17 protein-coding genes and 1 other RNA gene are annotated in these 16,857 nt (G+C 38.8%); all 18 read left to right on the top strand.

What is annotated here, in order from left to right; translation table 11 throughout:
• Nucleotides 1–2 precede the first annotated feature (2 nt).
• The 18 genes from FZF09_RS09825 (at nt 3) to FZF09_RS09740 (ending at nt 16,849) form a co-directional block, all read left to right on the top strand.
• On the top strand, nt 3–773 hold the full coding sequence (locus FZF09_RS09825; protein ID WP_233269466.1) for an ABC transporter ATP-binding protein: 771 nt from the start codon (nt 3–5) through the stop codon (nt 771–773).
• Nucleotides 766–1,467: an ABC transporter ATP-binding protein gene (locus tag FZF09_RS09820; protein ID WP_158736412.1), complete on the top strand. Its 702-nt coding sequence runs from the start codon at nt 766–768 to the stop codon at nt 1,465–1,467. The genes FZF09_RS09825 and FZF09_RS09820 overlap by 8 nt, the downstream gene beginning before the upstream one ends.
• Before the next feature lie 336 nt (nt 1,468–1,803).
• Nucleotides 1,804–4,101 (top strand): DEAD/DEAH box helicase, encoded by a 2,298-nt coding sequence (locus FZF09_RS09815; protein WP_158736411.1) that lies wholly within the window; start codon nt 1,804–1,806, stop codon nt 4,099–4,101.
• Complete coding sequence (locus tag FZF09_RS09810; RefSeq protein ID WP_158736410.1) at nt 4,085–5,335, top strand: ribonuclease H-like domain-containing protein; 1,251 nt, start codon at nt 4,085–4,087, stop codon at nt 5,333–5,335. Before FZF09_RS09815 ends, FZF09_RS09810 begins: the two co-directional genes overlap by 17 nt.
• Nucleotides 5,336–5,526: 191 nt before the next feature.
• A complete protein-coding gene (locus FZF09_RS09805) occupies nt 5,527–6,090 on the top strand; it encodes an SLOG family protein (RefSeq protein ID WP_158736409.1) in 564 nt (187 codons plus the stop codon).
• A gap of 108 nt (nt 6,091–6,198) precedes the next feature.
• Nucleotides 6,199–6,537: a cell division regulator GpsB gene (gene gpsB, locus FZF09_RS09800; RefSeq protein ID WP_158736408.1), complete on the top strand. Its 339-nt coding sequence runs from the start codon at nt 6,199–6,201 to the stop codon at nt 6,535–6,537.
• A complete protein-coding gene (locus FZF09_RS09795; RefSeq protein WP_158736407.1) occupies nt 6,530–7,309 on the top strand; it encodes a nitrilase-related carbon-nitrogen hydrolase in 780 nt (259 codons plus the stop codon). The genes gpsB and FZF09_RS09795 overlap by 8 nt, the downstream gene beginning before the upstream one ends.
• 159 nt (nt 7,310–7,468) lie before the next feature.
• A complete protein-coding gene (locus tag FZF09_RS09790) occupies nt 7,469–7,861 on the top strand; it encodes a reverse transcriptase-like protein (protein ID WP_158736406.1) in 393 nt (130 codons plus the stop codon).
• A 77-nt stretch (nt 7,862–7,938) separates the two neighbouring features.
• Nucleotides 7,939–8,323: RNase P RNA component class B (rnpB, locus tag FZF09_RS09785), an RNA gene on the top strand.
• Nucleotides 8,324–8,555: 232 nt separating this feature from the next.
• Nucleotides 8,556–9,776, top strand: coding sequence for a cytochrome P450 (locus FZF09_RS09780; RefSeq protein WP_158736405.1), 1,221 nt, complete (start codon nt 8,556–8,558; stop codon nt 9,774–9,776).
• Nucleotides 9,773–9,961, top strand: coding sequence for a ferredoxin (locus FZF09_RS09775; RefSeq protein WP_158736404.1), 189 nt, complete (start codon nt 9,773–9,775; stop codon nt 9,959–9,961). Before FZF09_RS09780 ends, FZF09_RS09775 begins: the two co-directional genes overlap by 4 nt.
• Nucleotides 9,962–9,981: 20 nt before the next feature.
• On the top strand, nt 9,982–11,163 hold the full coding sequence (locus tag FZF09_RS09770; RefSeq protein ID WP_158736403.1) for a thiolase family protein: 1,182 nt from the start codon (nt 9,982–9,984) through the stop codon (nt 11,161–11,163).
• 89 nt (nt 11,164–11,252) lie between these two features.
• Nucleotides 11,253–11,870, top strand: coding sequence for a TetR/AcrR family transcriptional regulator (locus tag FZF09_RS09765; RefSeq protein ID WP_158736402.1), 618 nt, complete (start codon nt 11,253–11,255; stop codon nt 11,868–11,870).
• An 81-nt stretch (nt 11,871–11,951) separates the two neighbouring features.
• Nucleotides 11,952–13,301: a phenylacetate--CoA ligase family protein gene (locus tag FZF09_RS09760; RefSeq protein ID WP_199256769.1), complete on the top strand. Its 1,350-nt coding sequence runs from the start codon at nt 11,952–11,954 to the stop codon at nt 13,299–13,301.
• 36 nt (nt 13,302–13,337) lie between these two features.
• A complete protein-coding gene (locus tag FZF09_RS09755) occupies nt 13,338–13,514 on the top strand; it encodes a hypothetical protein (protein WP_158736401.1) in 177 nt (58 codons plus the stop codon).
• 2 nt (nt 13,515–13,516) lie between these two features.
• A complete protein-coding gene (locus FZF09_RS09750; RefSeq protein ID WP_158736400.1) occupies nt 13,517–15,115 on the top strand; it encodes a sodium:solute symporter family protein in 1,599 nt (532 codons plus the stop codon).
• 674 nt (nt 15,116–15,789) lie between these two features.
• Nucleotides 15,790–15,867, top strand: coding sequence for an AMP-binding enzyme (locus FZF09_RS23320; RefSeq protein ID WP_370514445.1), 78 nt, complete (start codon nt 15,790–15,792; stop codon nt 15,865–15,867).
• 211 nt (nt 15,868–16,078) lie between these two features.
• Nucleotides 16,079–16,849, top strand: a complete 771-nt coding sequence (locus FZF09_RS09740; protein ID WP_158736399.1) for a 3-hydroxyacyl-CoA dehydrogenase — start codon at nt 16,079–16,081, stop codon at nt 16,847–16,849.
• Nucleotides 16,850–16,857 lie beyond the last annotated feature (8 nt).

The following is a 16,857-nucleotide window of genomic DNA, read 5'->3' as shown; positions in this document are numbered from 1 at the left end:
CATTGCTGACTTTAGATAAAGCAAGAGTGGAATTTGGAGGTTTAACAGCTGTCAATGACTTGAACATGGAAATATCCAAAGGGCAGATACATTCACTTATCGGACCTAATGGAGCAGGAAAAACTACGGTATTCAATACGATCAGCCGGTTTGTGAATCTCACATCAGGAAATATAAAATTTAATAATGAAAATATTTTAAATTATAAACCAAACGAAGTTATCCGTTTAGGTATTACCCGTAGTTTTCAAAACACGGAATTATTTGCCAATATGACCGTGATGGACAATTTATTAGTCGGACTTCATCCACTAACGAAGAAAAATATATTTTCCACTATGCTGCATTTACCTTCTGTTCGACGAATCGAACAAGAAAACAGAAAAAAAACGATAGAAACGTTAGAATTGCTGCAAATACGACATCTAGAAGATGAAGTAGTAAAGAACTTGCCTTTTGGTTACCAAAAAATGGTAGATATAGGCCGGGCAATGATGGTTAACCCAGAACTGCTTTTGTTAGATGAACCTGTTGCCGGAATGAATAATGTAGAAACAAAACAAATTAGTGAATTATTACTTCGGTTAAAACATGACTTTGGTTTCACTATTTTTCTCATTGAACACGATATGTCCATGGTAATGGAAATTTCAGATTTTGTTACCGTTGTAAACTTCGGCAAAAAAATATCTGAAGGAGTGCCTGCTATGGTTAGAAATGATCCGGCTGTGATTGAAGCTTACCTAGGAGGAGAGGATGTTTCTCATGCTTAAGTTAATGGACGTGCATGTATATTATGGTTCTATTCAAGCATTAGATGGCGTTTCACTTGAGGTTCCAAAAGGAGATATTGTTACACTGCTCGGTGCAAATGGCGCCGGTAAGAGCACTACCTTAAAAGCTATATCCCGATTAGTTAATATAAAAAGAGGCACATATGAATTAAATGGAAAAACTGTCAACAAACAATCTCCACATTCTATTGTGAAAAAACAAGTAATTCATTGTCCAGAAAATCGCCGCGTGTTTCCAGAGCTGACCGTAGAAGAAAATCTTCGAGTGGGAGCCTATATTCGTAAAGATAATAAATTGAAACAAGATTTAGACCGCGTACTTAGCTACTTCCCAAGACTAGGTGAAAGAATGGACCAGTTTGCAGGCACATTAAGCGGCGGTGAACAGCAGATGTTAGCAATTGGCCGGGCGTTAATGGGGGACCCGAAAATTTTGTTGCTAGATGAACCTTCACTAGGTTTAGCACCTAATTTGGTTCGAGAAATTTTTGAAATTATTAAACAAATTAATGAAGAAGGCATATCTATCCTGCTCGTTGAACAAAATGCACATTTGGCTTTAGAAACAGCAAAGTATGCTTATATCTTAGAAAATGGTAAAATTGAGCTGCAAGGGTCAACAGAAGAATTAAAAGAAAATGATCAAGTGCGTCAACTTTATTTAGGGGCATAGACATTAATACTTTCTTTTTGGGCTCAAGCCGTTATTATGTGAGCGTCACCACATAATCACGGCTTGTTTTATATGCTAAAAGAAAACGAAGGATAAATGTTGGTTTTGAAATGGAAAGATCTTAGATTGTTTTTTCATACTTTTCGTCCAAGCCGTGAAGGTTTTATTCTGTAATGTATATAGCTTTATTGACAGGGGTTAATCCGAGATGCATGTAATCGTACTCGATCGCATTTTTTTAGAGAGTAAAAAAAGATTGTCCCAAACGAAGAAACATTAATGTAATGCTGTGTTTGCGCGCATCTCAGACTAACCCCATAAAAAGAGGTGAATATAATGAGAAAAAAGTCATTAGAAGAATTAATTGATTGGATGAAAAAAGAAACCACTTTACACGATAAAATCGAATATTGGCATACGCTGGAGGAAAAAGAAGCCAAAACGGTTTCGTTCCCTTCATCACTGGATAAACGGATAGGGAGAGCTCTGGAAAATAGGAATATTACGTCTCTTTATACGCACCAGCACACTGCTTTTGAAAAAAGTGGTGTGGAACAAAAACATACGGTATCTGTTACACCAACAGCCTCCGGTAAAACATTATCTTATAATTTACCAGTACTTCAATCCATTCTTAACGATAAAGAATCTAGAGCACTGTATTTGTTTCCAACAAAGGCTCTAGCCCAGGATCAAAAAAGTGAAATCAATGAATTTATAGATGAAATGGAAGTGGATATTAAAAGCTATACATATGACGGGGATACAGCTCCAAATATCAGGCAGGTTATCCGCAAGGCCGGCCATGTTGTTATTACAAACCCTGATATGCTCCATTCAGCAATCTTGCCTCACCATACAAAATGGGTTTCTTTATTTGAAAATCTTAAATATATTATTATTGATGAATTACATACGTATCGCGGTGTATTCGGCAGTCATGTTGCCAATGTAGTAAGGCGGTTAAAGAGAATCGCGAATTTTTACGGCAGTTCCCCTGTTTTTATTTGTACGTCTGCAACGATTGCAAACCCAAAAGAACTAGCCGAAACACTTACGGGTGAATCCTTTTATTTAATTGATAACAATGGAGCCCCGCGAGGAAAAAAACATTTCGTTTTTTATAATCCTCCGATAGTTAATGAAGCAATGAATATTCGTAAAGGAGCGACCTCGGAAGTCAATAAATTGGCTTCGCTTTTTTTAAAAGAAAAAATACAAACGATCGTATTTGCCAGGAGCCGGGTTAGAGTAGAAGTGATATTAAGCCATCTGCAAGAGTTAGTAAAAAAAGACCTCGGCCCCAAATCAATACAAGGGTACAGAGGAGGGTATCTTCCGAAACAAAGAAGGGCAATTGAAAAAGGACTTCGAAACGGAGACATTATGGGAGTAGTCAGTACAAACGCCCTAGAGTTAGGGGTAGATATCGGCCAGCTTCAAGTTTGCATTATGACGGGCTATCCAGGTTCTGTTGCAAGTGCATGGCAGCAGGCTGGACGCGCAGGCAGAAGGCAGGATGAATCACTGATCCTTCTTGTTGCCAGTTCAGCTCCCGTTGACCAATATATGATTCAGCAGCCCGAGTTCTTCTTGGATCAAACTCCAGAATCAGCCAGAATTCATCCAGATAATCTTATTATTTTAGTAGACCACATTAAATGCGCTGCGTTTGAACTCCCATTTCAAGAAGGAGAAACGTTTAATGGGGTGGAGATTGAAGAAGTACTTGAATATTTAACGGAAGAACAAGTATTGCACCACCGCGGCCATAAGTGGTATTGGATGAATGACGGCTTCCCGGCTCATGGTGTCAGCTTACGGTCTGCCTCACAAGAAAATGTTGTTATTATTGATCAAACGGACGTTGCTAACGTGAAAGTGATCGGAGAAATGGACCGATTTAGCGCAATGACCCTGTTACATGATAAAGCCATTTATTTACATCAGGGTGTTCAATACCAAGTGGAGGAACTTGACTGGGAAGAAAAGAAAGCTTATGTCAAAGAAGTGCAAGTAGAATATTTTACAGATGCTAATCTTGCTGTGGAATTAAAAGTGTTAGAAGAAGATAAAAGAACGGAATATCCGTCTTTTGAAACTGCGTTTGGTGACGTGATGGTTAACGCAAAAGCGACGATCTTTAAAAAAATAAAAATGACCACCTTTGAAAATATCGGTTCGGGTTCTATACATCTTCCTGAAGAAGAATTGCATACCAATGCCTGCTGGATAAGTTTTCCAGACCAGACTGTATCCAAGTTTGGAAAAGAACCGTTAGAACAAGCCTTAATAGGAATTGCTAATGTTCTCCGTCATGTAGCACCCATACATGTCATGTGTGACCAAAGCGATCTCCATGTGGTCCCGCAGATGAAAGCAACTCATTCTGAAAAGCCGACCATCTTTTTATATGACAGATATCCTGGTGGAGTAGGCTTATCTTCTGCAGTCTATAACAACTTCCTGGAACTGCTGCAAAACGGCAAAAAACTTATACGATCTTGTCCTTGTACGACCGGATGTCCGTCATGCGTTGGTTCTGATTTAAATCTAGGCGAAGAAGCAAAATGGCTCACACTTCGTCTAATGCGATTGTTAGAGGAGGAACACCAATTTGAAGCTGAAAAATAAACTACATCGCATGAAACACCATTTAGGAGATAATAAGTCAGTTCAGTCAGAAATGGAAGAAAAGGAAATCGTTTCTGCCGATCATCACCATAATAAAGATATTCCTTTTGCAAAGGAATGGGAGGATTTGAATGCGGCTTCCCGCTTTTTAGAAGACCAATACATGATAAAAAGGGAAGTCGTTTACCCATTCGACCACCTTCACGGAAAATATAAATTACAGGAGCTTTTTAATGTTTGGGAAGAGTGGAAAAACGAAACAGCGTTTCACCCTCTTCACCCGAATGAAAGAAGTCCGGAAGATCTTTTATTTTTTGATACCGAAACAACGGGTTTAAACAGCGGGACAGGAAATATGATTTTTTTACTCGGCGGTGCACAATTTACGGAGGAACATGTACAAGTCAATCAGTTTTTTCTGCCAGGTCCAGAAGCTGAAGTCGCCTTGTATCATCATTTTTTAAAAGATACGGCTTCTACACAGAACCTTGTCACATATAACGGAAAAGCGTTTGACTGGCCGCAGCTTAAAACGAGGCACACATTTGTCCGAAACGAAGTTCCTAAACTGCCTTCATACGGTCATTTTGATTTATTGCATGCTGCCCGCCGGCTCTTTAAACATCGGCTGTCTTCTTGTAAGCTTTCTGTCGTAGAAAAAGAAATATTACAATTTGAGCGTATCGATGATACCCCGGGATATCTAGCACCCATGCTTTATTTTGACTTTTTAAATGAAAAACATCCCGAATATATTAAAGGGGTGCTCACGCATAATGAGTGGGATGTTCTATCTTTAATCACGCTATATATTGATTTGTCCAAACGAGTGCTAAGCAAAAGGTCATGCGGTCGAGAAACCTATGAAATAGGACGATGGTACGCTCACTGTAAAGAATGGAACAAAGCAAGGTGGTGTTTTGAAAAAGCTCTCAACACAACAATAGAGAGAAGGAAATGGCAAGAAGAGTGCATGTTTGCGCTTGGCTTTGTATATAAAAAATTAAATCAAGAAAAAGAAGCAGTAGAGTGTTTCCTTCAAATATTAGAAAATAATAGCGCTAACAGCGCAACTGCTGCCATTGAAATTGCCAAATTTTATGAACATCGAGAAAAAAATCCAGAAAAAGCACTGCACTTTGTTCATAAAGCAGTTAAAATGAATGGTAATGTGACTCCGGAATTAAACAAAAGAATGAAGCGCTTACAAAATAAAGAGGAAATAAGGAAATAAGGAAATGATGACATGAAATATTTCCCGGGCAAGCGCAGAATAGAACATATTTAGGGAAAATTTACTGTTTTACGACAAGAATATGACCACCCAAATGGAAGCGATTATGTCGAACGAAAGAATGGAAGGGAAATAAACCGACGGTTCACAGGTCGGTTTCATTTCAAAGCAGAAATAGAGGTGTCAATTTTTTGAGAGTACTTGCGGTTACTGGTTATAAACCTCAGGAAATGGGGATCTTTCAACCGAATGCAAACGAAATTATTTATATCAAAAAAACAATTGAAAATAGACTGATTGGTTTTTTAGAAGGAGGTCTTGAATGGATCGTTGTTTCAGGTCAGCCCGGTGTTGAACAATGGGCCGCAGAAGTGGTCATTGATTTAAAACATTCATGGGATGCTTTAAAACTTGCCATTCTTCCTCCTTTTTTGGAACAAGAAAGCATATGGCCGGAGCAAGCACAGGAAAGGTACCAACGTATCATAAATCAGGCTGATTTCACAGAAGCAATATCTAAAAAGCCCTATGATAATCCAGGACAGCTGCGAGCGAAAAATGATTTTATTGTCATGAAAACAGATGCCCTGTTGATTTTATATTCCGAAGAACAAGAAGGAACCCCTCGTTATTATTTGCAGGCTGCCGAACGAAAAGCTGCCACAGCTCATTATCCAATATACAGAATTACACCAGATGACCTGCAGCAAACGGTAGAAGATATGTCAGAAGAACTAGACGCCTTTGAAGAGTAAAGGCAATACAAATTGACTTTTACCTGAAGTTCTGAAAAAATGAAATACAAATAACGATTTATAATTTTCGTAATTTAAACTGAAATGATATTTGGGGTGAACCAAACCATGCAAAACATCCGTTTATCAGCCAAAGAAATTTTAGATAAAGACTTTAAAAGCAGCATGAAAGGCTATAATAAAGATGAAGTGGACCAATTTCTTGACATGATTATTCAAGATTATGAAGCATTCGAAGAGAGAATAAATGAACTAGAACAATCTTTAGAACAATCAAAAAAACGTTCTAATAGAGCTGCTGGTGAAACACGGTTTAACGCGGAACCTCAAGCAGCTGCAGCAGATCAGACATCTTCTGTACAGGCAGCGGGCGGTACAAATTATGATATTCTAAAAAGATTGTCCAATTTAGAAAAAGAAGTGTTTGGCAAAAAATTATATGACTAAAAACAGCTTCAAACTATGTTTAGCACAACAACTTTCATTTCATGGAGAAGTGGAGGAAAATAAAAAGCATTGTGCGGAAACTGTAAGAATAGCTGCATCGAAAGGTACAGATTTAGTAGTATTTCCTGAGCTTACATTAAGCGGTTATCATGCAGAAAAAGAAGTCCTTTTTCAACTAGCAGAACCAGCACAAAAAAACACACCTGGCATTCAATTTTTTAGAAATCTCAGTGAAAAAACGGGGATAGCCATAGTTGTTTCGTTTCCAGAAAGAAACGAAGATCATATATATATTACGACTGCATTTATAGATGAACCGGCAGGGCAGCTCGACTTTTACCGAAAATCAAAATTATGGGGAGCAGAAAAAGAAATTTTTTCCCCGGGTCCTAAGAGCTATAACCCTATTCCCACTCGGTTTGGACGTATTGGTATTTTACTTTGTTATGATATGGAATTCCCTGAACCAGCAAGAGAACTAGCCAAAAAAGGAACTGACCTCATTCTCTGCCCTTCTGTCTGGAGCAAAATGGCAAAGTTACGCTGGGATATTCAACTGCCTTGCCGGGCATTAGATAACCAATGTTATGTTGCTGGTGTAAATACAGTATCTGACAACGCATGCGGAAGTACACAATGGATCGATCCTTTCGGAAAAGTGCTTCAAAAAGCCTCTATTCATCAGGAAGAGTTGATATACGGGCATTTTGATAAAAATATTTTAGAGAATGCCCGCTCAGAAATCCCTTATTTAAAAGAGATGGATTTTTAAAAAAGCAACAGTTATAATATGCGTTGTATATTTCACAAGATTCCCATTGTCTGTCAATAAGGAGCACAAAATGAGGTTTTTCTATTGTCTAGTCTGCTTAGAAAGGGTAAACGTGGGCCGGACGCTCGCATTTTTCTTTACGGGAGGTTAAAGGGAAGATTGTTAAAGATATTTGTAGATGGAGCAAGTGCTGGAAATCCTGGTCCTGCTGGTGCAGGAATTTTTATTAATAAAGGGAACGGAGAAAATGAACACTACGCCATCCCACTTGGTCAAATGACTAATCACGAAGCTGAATTTGCAGCGCTTCTCGAAGCATTAAAGTTATGCAAAGAAAACAATTGGAAAATGGCTTCAATATGTACAGACTCAAAACTCGTCGACGAAGCTGTAGAAAAACGCCATACAAAAAAAGCTGCGTATAAGCCATACCTTTCTGAAATATTAATTCAATTAGAAGAATGTGAGTTGTGTTTCGTAAAGTGGATACCTTCTAGTACTAATCGGGCTGCTGACCAGCTATCGAAACGTGCGATCCAAAAAAACTCCTAAAACTTTTCTGAAATAATAGGTTGCCAAACAAACTCATTCGCGTTATAATAGCATTTGTCACAAAATGAAGCATTAAACATTCTGGCAGTCGCTGCACGTATGGTGCAGAGGAAAGTCCATGCTCGCACAGCCTGAGACGGCTGTAGTGTTCGTGCCTGACGAAACCATAAGTTAGGGCAGTCTGGTACCTTACTAGGCTGACGGCGGGGAAACGACCTGTGTCGCTATGATATGGTCTTATTACCCTGAAAAGTGCCACAGTGACGTAGTCCGTTTGGAAACAAACGGAGTGGAACGCGGTAAACCCCTCGAGCGAGAAACCCAAATGTTGGTAGGGGCGCCTTTCTGAAGGAATAAAACGGAAAGAAAGGGCAGAGTCAAACTCTGCAGATAGATGACTGCCTCCGGAGTGCAAGGTGAAAAACCGCAGCAGCACAATGGAACAGAACATGGCTTACTAGAATGTTTTGTGCCTCTGAACGAACCCCTGATCAGGGGTTTTTTTATTATTAAAAAACTTGACTTGCTGCTTGCAGAGCAATTAGTAGTAACCGTTGCAATGAAAAACTTTTATAAACATTGCATTATACTTTTGTAACATTTAAAAATATGTTGATTTTTCTAAAAATTTAAAATATAATCGAATAAACAACGGTTCAAAAATTAATCATGCGTTCACGCAGGAGGAATAGTCATGCAGATTCAAGATAACTTAATGGATCCAAGCGTCATTTCAGATCCATATACTTATTTTGCAGAAATTCGTACAAATGATCCGGTTCACTGGAGTGACGATTTTGGCGGATGGATAGTTACCCGGTATGAAGATGTAGCCTTTGCATTCCAGGATCAAACGCGCTTTTCTGCAGAACGAGTGACACCTTCTAGAAAAGCATCCGAGAAGAAAAAGAAAGAACTTGCTTCTACCTATAATGTGCTGTCTCATTGGATGGTGTTTAATGATCCTCCAAAACATACACGTTTACGATTACTTGTTAATAAAGCGTTTACACCTTCTGCCGTAGAAAAAATAAAGCCGCGTATTGTTGAAATTAGTAATGAATTGCTAGACGAAATGGCAAACAACGAAAAGGCAGATATTATTAAAGATTATGCTTATGCATTACCCATTTTAGTCATATCTGAAATGCTGGGTTTACCAAAAAATGACCGAGACAAAATTAAAAAGTGGTCCGATGATTTAATGTTACTTGTTTTTGGAGCTGTAGATGTTCCGGATCGCCATGAAAAAGCACAAAAAAGTTTACAAGAAATGTATGATTATTTGCATGATATTGCTTCGAAAAGAAGAGAAAATCCCCAAGATGATTTGATATCTGCTATTGCATTCGCAGGAGACGGAGGCGATAAATTAACAACAGACGAAATTATATCCACCTGCAGTCTGCTCGTATTTGGAGGTCATGAAACGACGACAAATTTAATTGCTAATGGAATGATGTCCCTATTAACTCACCCACAAGCGTATAAGGAACTAAAAGACAATCCATCATTGATATCAAGCGCTGTAGAAGAGTTTCTACGTTATGAAGGGCCGAGCAAGGCAATGATTCGAATAGCAAAAGAAGATCTAGAATTAGGAGGGAAGAAAATTAAGCAGAATGAACGACTTTTACTGGTCCAAGCATCTGCAAATCGGGACCCCGCGAAGTTTACTAAACCTGATAAGTTAGATATTACTAGACATCCCAATCAACACTTAGGATTTGGAAGAGGGATACATTACTGCTTAGGAGCGCCCCTTGCCAGGGTAGAAGGAGAAATTGCCATCAAGCAGTTGATTCAACGCTTTCCTCAGATGACATTAGAAGATGTGCAAATAGAATGGCAGCCAACTATTATTAACAGGGCATTAAAACGATTGCCTGTTACATTGAGGGGGACAAGCAGTTGAGAGTTTGGATAGATAAAGAAAAATGTGTAGGATCTGCCACTTGTACAATTATCGCGCCAAATGTTTTTGACATAAATGAAGACGGCCAAGCTGTTGTTGCTAATAACGAAGCTGAAGGTATTAATGACATTAACAAATCTGCTGACAACTGTCCGGTACAAGCTATTGTAATAGAAAAGAAGTAGTAAAAGGAGGGGAAACGTATTTGCGTGATGTAATTGTTTCTGGCGTAGGAATGACAAAGTTCGGTAAATTTTTTGAAAAGGGATTAAAAGATTTAACAAGAGAATCCGTTAATAAAGCCTTAGAAGACGCAGGAGTTTCTAAAGAAACAATTGAGTCTGCTTATGTAGGAAATTCTGTAGCTGGTGTCATCACGGGACAAGAGACGATTAGAGGACAAGTCGTATTAAGAGATGCGAAGATTGGCGGCATTCCTATATTCAATGTTGAAAACGCTTGTGCAAGTTCTTCTACCGCCTTTCACTTAGCTTCTGTCGGCATTGCCGCTGGAGTGTATGATTGTGCTCTTATTGTTGGTGTGGAAAAAATGACCCATGCGGACCGAAACGTTACTTTTAAAGCATTTGAAGGCGGGGTCGACGTAGAAGCAATGAAAACCCAGCTTGATCAGTCACCCGGAACGCGCAGCATTTTTATGGACGTGTACGCGCAAAAAGCAAAAGATTATATGAATCGTTATAGTGTAACAAAAGAACATCTGGCAAAAATTGCTGCCAAAAATCATAACAACGGCCGGTTAAATCCTTTCGCCCAGAATAGAAAAGCGAAAAGTGTAGAAGATGTATTGAATGACCGTCTTATTGTTGACCCGTTTACACGCTCAATGTGTTCTCCTGTCAGTGATGGTGCTGCTGCCCTTGTCCTTTGTTCGAAAGATTTTGCCAAAAAAACGAATAAACCACCTGTCTATCTTGCCTCCTCTGTAGTAACCTCAAGCGAACTGCAGCCTTTAGAGAACGAAGGAGTTATTAAAAAAGCAAGCAAATCTGCTTTTGAAAAAGCAGGTTTAGGTCCAGAAGATTTAGATGTCATTGAGGTGCACGATGCAACAGCTTCTGCTGAATTGATGGCATATGAAGAAATCGGGCTATGTGAGCCTGGGGAAACGGCAAAACTTGTCGATAACAACATGACTGAATTACATGGAAAAAAGCCTGTCAATGCGAGTGGTGGTTTGGAAGCAAAAGGGCATCCAATTGGTGCAACCGGACTGGGGCAGATTGTTGAATTAGTTTGGCAATTAAGAGGGGAAGCAGGCAGCAGACAAGTTAAGAACTCTCCTAAAGTTGGCTTCGCTGAAAACGCAGGCGGCCACCTCGGAAACGAAAATGCAGCCTGCACCATCACTATTTTAACAACATAATCAGCTTCCTTAAAGACAGCAATACAAAGGAGCAGCTGCAAATAACTTATTTCGCAGCAACCTAAAATTTATAAGAAAAGCAGGTGGTGATGATTAATAAAAAAGCAGCCGCTGCAAATCCACTTGAAAATAAGACTCACTATCGAAAAGACGATATCCTTCGTTCTGCAGCAGAAGTGTTATATGAAAAAGGATACTACGGCACTACAATGGAAGAGATTGCATCAAAACTGCGAATGACAAAAGGGGCGTTATATAATTATTTCGACAATAAAGAAGATTTAATGTACGAATGTCAAAAAAAGATCATTGAGACCAGTATACAAAGAATGAAATGGATCGCTGCCTATTACCAAACCCCTACCCAAAAGTTAAGAAAAGCGATTATTTCTCATATGGAACACGGATTAGAAGAAAAAGCAATGTTCAGCATAATGAACAAACCCGAACAAGTATTTTCCAAAAGTCGTTTGCAGGCCGTTCTACAAGAAAGAAAAAAATATGCCCTTTATTTTGATGAATTCCTTCAGGAAGGAATCCGAAAAAATGAGTTTATAAACGTAGATGTAAAAATGACAAGACTCATTATGTTAGGCGCCTTAAACGCAACGGAACAATGGTATTCTCCAAAGGGAAATAAAAACACAAAAGAAATAGCTCATAAATATGCAGAGCATCTAATGAAAATGGTTATGGTAAAAGACTGAATCTATTCCAGCTCCTAAAAGAGGAAAGGCATTATTTTATTAAGATTTTTTGTAAGCGATTACACATTGGAGGGATATAAAGTGGGTGTTACGACAGAAAGAGGGTATAAAAAATATTGGAATGAAGAAAGAGAAACAATGGAACCTAAAGAGAGAGAAAAAGTCATCTTAAAAAAGATACAACAACAGCTCCATTATGTTTATGATGCGCTGCCTTTTTACAAGAAACTTTATGATAAGCATAACTTTCATCCAAATGATGTAAAAACTTTGCAGGATTTCACAGAAAAAGTGCCGATTGTAACAAAGAAAATGCTGGTAGAAGATCAACAAGAAAATCCATTATTTGGGAGTTATGCAGGTGATTTTACGCAAGATGAAATTGCCCGTATTCAAGGATCAAGCGGTACATCAGGAACACCTACTTTTTATCAAGTGAGTAAAGAAGACTGGAAACGAGCTGCAGAAATCCATGCCATGGCTCAATGGGCTGCAGGAGTCCGTCCTGATGACATCGTCCAAATTGGGTTCCCATTCTCCTTATTTTTCGGAGGTTGGGGAGTGATTCAGGGAGCCGAGCGTCTCGGAGCAACTGTTTTTCCGCTCGGCCCTATGGAATCTGAAAAACAACTTGAGTTAATGCAAAAAATAAAATCTACTGTTTTCTCGGCTACTCCGTCATATTGTTTGCATTTAGCCAATAAAGCTGAAGATTTGAAAATGAATTTATCAGAAGGTTCCGTCAATAGATTAATCGTTGGGGGAGAAGCTGGAGGGTCGCTCGCAAGTACGAAACAAGTGTTAAATAATGAATGGGGAGCAAGCGTACACGATGTAGCGTCCACTTCAGAGATGTATCCATTTCAAACGAATGTAGAATGTGAAGCGCAAGCTGGTGTTCATGTATGTACCGATGAAGTTTATACCGAAATAGTAAATAAAGATGATTCTAATGAAGGGGTCGAAATGGGAGAAAGAGGAGCTATTGTATATACACATTTATGGAGAAAGTCTCAGCCGATGATTCGTTTTTGGCCCGGAGATGAAAGCTATATGAGTGAAGAAAGGTGCTCTTGCGGACGAACATATCCGAAATTACCGGAAGGAGTGTTAGGACGTTTAGATGATATGCTTGTCATTCGCGGCGCTAATGTATATCCAAGTGCGATAGAAAATATAGTTCGTTCCTTTCATTGGAGCGGTCCGGAATATCAAATTATTGTCGAAAAACGAGGTGCCTTAGATGAAATGAAATTAGTAATCGAAAAACAAAAATTACCAAAGAACGAGCTCACAGTAGAACAAATGAGAAATGAAGCCGAATACTTGTTTAAAAAACAGCTGGGAATTCGAGTACCGGTTGAAATCAAAAAGCAGGGAGAGCTTCCAGAAACGATATTCAAAGCAAAACGTGTAGTAGATAAAAGATAATCAACCAATATAATCATCAAATAAGGGGGGAAGGAAATGAACTGGGCGGCAATATTTTCATTTTTACACCCAATGTTTAGTGTTTTTGCTGCTTCTGGCATTGTGTTATACATTTTGAAAAAAGAATATGCGCCGTTTATTCAAGCAGATCTAGATGAGAAACAGCAAAAATCAGGGGAACATTCTGATGATTCATACAAAGGGGGTGCTTAAAAATGAATACGATCAGTATCATATTTTGGATATTTATCTTTTTATACATTGGTATTGCTAGTCTATTAGCTAAGTATATTAAAAACTCAAACGATTTTTATGTTATGAGTAATCGAGGCACGACTTTACTTATTACTGGTACGTTATTAGCAAGTTTCTTAAGTTCTTCAACGTTTATGGGGATTGCCGGCATCGTTTATGAAAACGGACCGCCGATTTTTTTACTCGTGTTTACCTCATGGATTGGCGTTGTTTTAGCAGCTCTTTATACAGGAAGGCAGCTGCGCGCTTCTGGCTGTAAGACAATGCCTGACTTTCTTGAATATAGATTTGGCAGCAGTGTAAGAATTATTGGCACTATTATTATGCTGGTTGGTTTAATTGGATATGGTTTAATTCAATTAATGGGGGCTGGCGTTGTTTTAACTTCCATCACTGGTTTATCTTATGAATTAATGATCATCCTTTTTATTGGTGTATTGTTAATATTCGGAGCTTTAGGCGGAATGTGGGCCGTTATCGTAACAGATACGGTAATGTGTATTACATTTATTATCGCTACGTTTTATATTGCTCCGGCAGGAATTATCGAGTCTGGTGGATTAACGGCCATTACAGAGACGTTGTATAGGGAAAACCCTTTATATTTCAGCAGCGGCGGAGCAGTGTTGCAAGCTCCCATCGGCTGGTCTGTTGGTCAATTTGCGTTGTGGGCTCTATTCATGGCAGCTGCCCCATGGCTTGCCACCCGTGTCTTGCCAGCAAAAAACGACTTTGTAGTCATGAAATCAGCGATTTGGTCAATTTTATTAGCTACCATGATGGTTACCATACTATATCTAGGAGTTTTTGCTGTTCGTGTGCTAAACCCAGCCATTGATCCTCCAGATGGTGTCTTAATTTGGATGGCGCAAACGTTAGTAAATCCTGTCGTTGGAGGCATCGGCATTGCCGGAATAATGGCGGCTATTCTTTCAACAACATCTACCATTTTTATATTCGCTGGATTTGCACTTTCTCGTGATTTATATGAAAGAATGAGCAAACGTGAGCTTTCTGATAAAGAAAAAATAGGAGCAGCACGAATATCTCAAGCGATAATTGCGGCTTTAATGTTAGTTATTGCCTTAATGCAGCCTGTATCGATTTATTGGATAGGTGCCTGGGCAGGGGCACTGTTTGCAGTATCCTGGCTTCCTGTATTAGTAGCTGGATTCCATTGGAAAAAGGCAAATAAATATGGAATCATCTCTTCTATGATCGGCGGAACCATTAGTTACATCCTTTTGTATCAAATGGTCGAAAGATGGGGAACCTTCACTTTACCGTATGGCATCGATCCGGTGATTCCAGCAGTTATCATTTCCTGTGCACTTCTGTACGTTGTATCTATAACAGGAAAAACAGAACAAAGTTATATAGAAAATTATGAAAAAATGAAAGCAGTCTCGCTGAACGAAGAAACGCTGAATCAATTTGAAGGAAAACGCTCAGCATTGGTGAAAGACTATAAATCTACTAGAAATCTCGCTATTTTTTCATCTATTATTGCTTTTATCTTTTTTGGCTACTTTATTATCGAAGTGGCATTGAAAGTTTAAAGATAATCTTTTTCCGTTAGGAGCGTGGTGCAAATATATAAAGAAACAATGCAAACATTGTTTGAACAAGCCTATCAAAATAACAAGGATAAAATAACCGTACAAGTCCATTAATTTTTTCAGCACGGAATATCTTCATAAGAAAACGAAATCGTTTGATTATAATACACTTATGAGCTAGCATTTGTACGATATTCAAACAAAAATAACTGGAAAAGTCTCTGTACATCCTTATTTTATAAACTTTTTAAGATTGGCAATTTTCTTGCATAATATAGAAGGTGCAAGGGATATACATGTATTATTTTTGCTCAAAAAGGAGAGCTGTCAGATGATTCAAAAATTATCTTATGTAGAATTAGCGAAAGACTTTACTTGGGAGGAGGCTGTACGATCCTATCATTTCGATCCCAATCAATCATTTAACGATTGTTGATGGGGCAGGACAACCCGTTCATGACGGAGAAATCGGCCAAATCGCCGTTGACGCCGAAGACTTTCCTTTTCCATTCCGCGGATAATGGAAAGAACCTGATAAATCAGCAGAGAAAAAAGTAGGAAAATGGTTTTTAACAGGGGATCTTGCTTTAAAAGATGACGAAGGTAATTTTTGATTTCAAGGCAGATCCGATGACATTATCTCAAGTACAGGATATCGAATCGGCCCTTTTGAAGTGGAGATCTGTCTGCTAGAACATCCAGCAGTAACCGAATCGGCTGTTGTAGGAATGCCAGACGATCTGAAAGGATAAATTGTCAAAGCTTACATTGTACTAGACACTGCCTGCACTGCTTCTGATGCATAGCAGAGGAAATCAGCACCTTTGTAAAAAATAAATTATCTAAACATCAATATCCGTGAGAAGTACAATTTGTCAAACAGCTTCCTAAAACGTCGAGCGGGAAATTACAACGTTTTGTATTAAGAAAAATAAACGTAAACCAATAAAGGAGGAAACGATAATGAAAATAATTAATAAAGTAGCTGTTGTCACCGGAGGAGCATCTGGTCTAGGGGAAGCCACTGTATCAAATATTATTGAAAAAGGCGGTAAAGCGGTCATTCTTGATGTAGGAGAAGAAAAAGGCACGGCTCTTGTAAAAAAACTAGGTGATGAAAACGTACTTTTTCAGAAAACAGATGTAACCAATGAACAAGATGTCAATGAAGCACTCGATGCAGCAATAGATCGGTTTGGAACGATTGATATTGTTGTCAATTGTGCAGGAATCGGAACACCTGAAAAAGTAGTGAGTAAAGGAAAAGCTCAAGACTTATCTTCTTTTCATACCATTATCCAAGTCAATTTAATAGGAACATTTAATGTGCTGAGATTGGCTGCAGAAAGAATGATCCAAAATGAACAAAAAGAAGAAGGCGAACGAGGATTGATTATTAACACAGCCTCTGTCGCGGCTTTTGAAGGACAAATTGGGCAGGCAGCTTATAGCGCGTCAAAAGGCGGGATCGTTTCTATGACTCTGCCAATCGCTAGAGAATTTGCGAAACATGGGATAAGAGTAATGACTATTGCGCCTGGATTAATTGAAACACCATTATTTCAAACGCTTTCAGAAGAGGCACGTGCTTCCCTTGGTGCTATGGTTCCATTCCCATCCCGCTTAGGGCGTCCGGAAGAATTTGCACATTTAACCCAAAGCATCATTGAAAACCCAATGCTGAACGGAGAAACAATCCGCCTCGACGGTGCCATCAGAATGCAGCCGAAATAAAATACATT

This window comes from Alteribacillus sp. YIM 98480 (genome assembly GCF_009765375.1).
In the GTDB taxonomy this organism is placed as follows: domain Bacteria; phylum Bacillota; class Bacilli; order Bacillales; family Marinococcaceae; genus Alteribacillus.
The sequence above is the reverse complement of the archived record's forward strand: the minus strand, read 5'-3'. Positions and strand labels throughout refer to the sequence as shown.

What these genes read in the sequence shown, in the direction of transcription:
- FZF09_RS09750 (WP_158736400.1), top strand. Translation starts at nt 13,517, where the DNA reads ATGAATACGATCAGTATCATATTTTGGATATTTATCTTTTTATACATT.
- FZF09_RS09765 (WP_158736402.1), top strand. Translation starts at nt 11,253, where the DNA reads ATGATTAATAAAAAAGCAGCCGCTGCAAATCCACTTGAAAATAAGACT.
- gpsB (WP_158736408.1), top strand. Translation starts at nt 6,199, where the DNA reads ATGCAAAACATCCGTTTATCAGCCAAAGAAATTTTAGATAAAGACTTT.
- FZF09_RS09815 (WP_158736411.1), top strand. Translation starts at nt 1,804, where the DNA reads ATGAGAAAAAAGTCATTAGAAGAATTAATTGATTGGATGAAAAAAGAA.
- FZF09_RS09740 (WP_158736399.1), top strand. Translation starts at nt 16,079, where the DNA reads ATGAAAATAATTAATAAAGTAGCTGTTGTCACCGGAGGAGCATCTGGT.
- FZF09_RS09780 (WP_158736405.1), top strand. Translation starts at nt 8,556, where the DNA reads ATGCAGATTCAAGATAACTTAATGGATCCAAGCGTCATTTCAGATCCA.
- FZF09_RS09755 (WP_158736401.1), top strand. Translation starts at nt 13,338, where the DNA reads ATGAACTGGGCGGCAATATTTTCATTTTTACACCCAATGTTTAGTGTT.
- FZF09_RS09795 (WP_158736407.1), top strand. Translation starts at nt 6,530, where the DNA reads ATGACTAAAAACAGCTTCAAACTATGTTTAGCACAACAACTTTCATTT.
- FZF09_RS09820 (WP_158736412.1), top strand. Translation starts at nt 766, where the DNA reads ATGCTTAAGTTAATGGACGTGCATGTATATTATGGTTCTATTCAAGCA.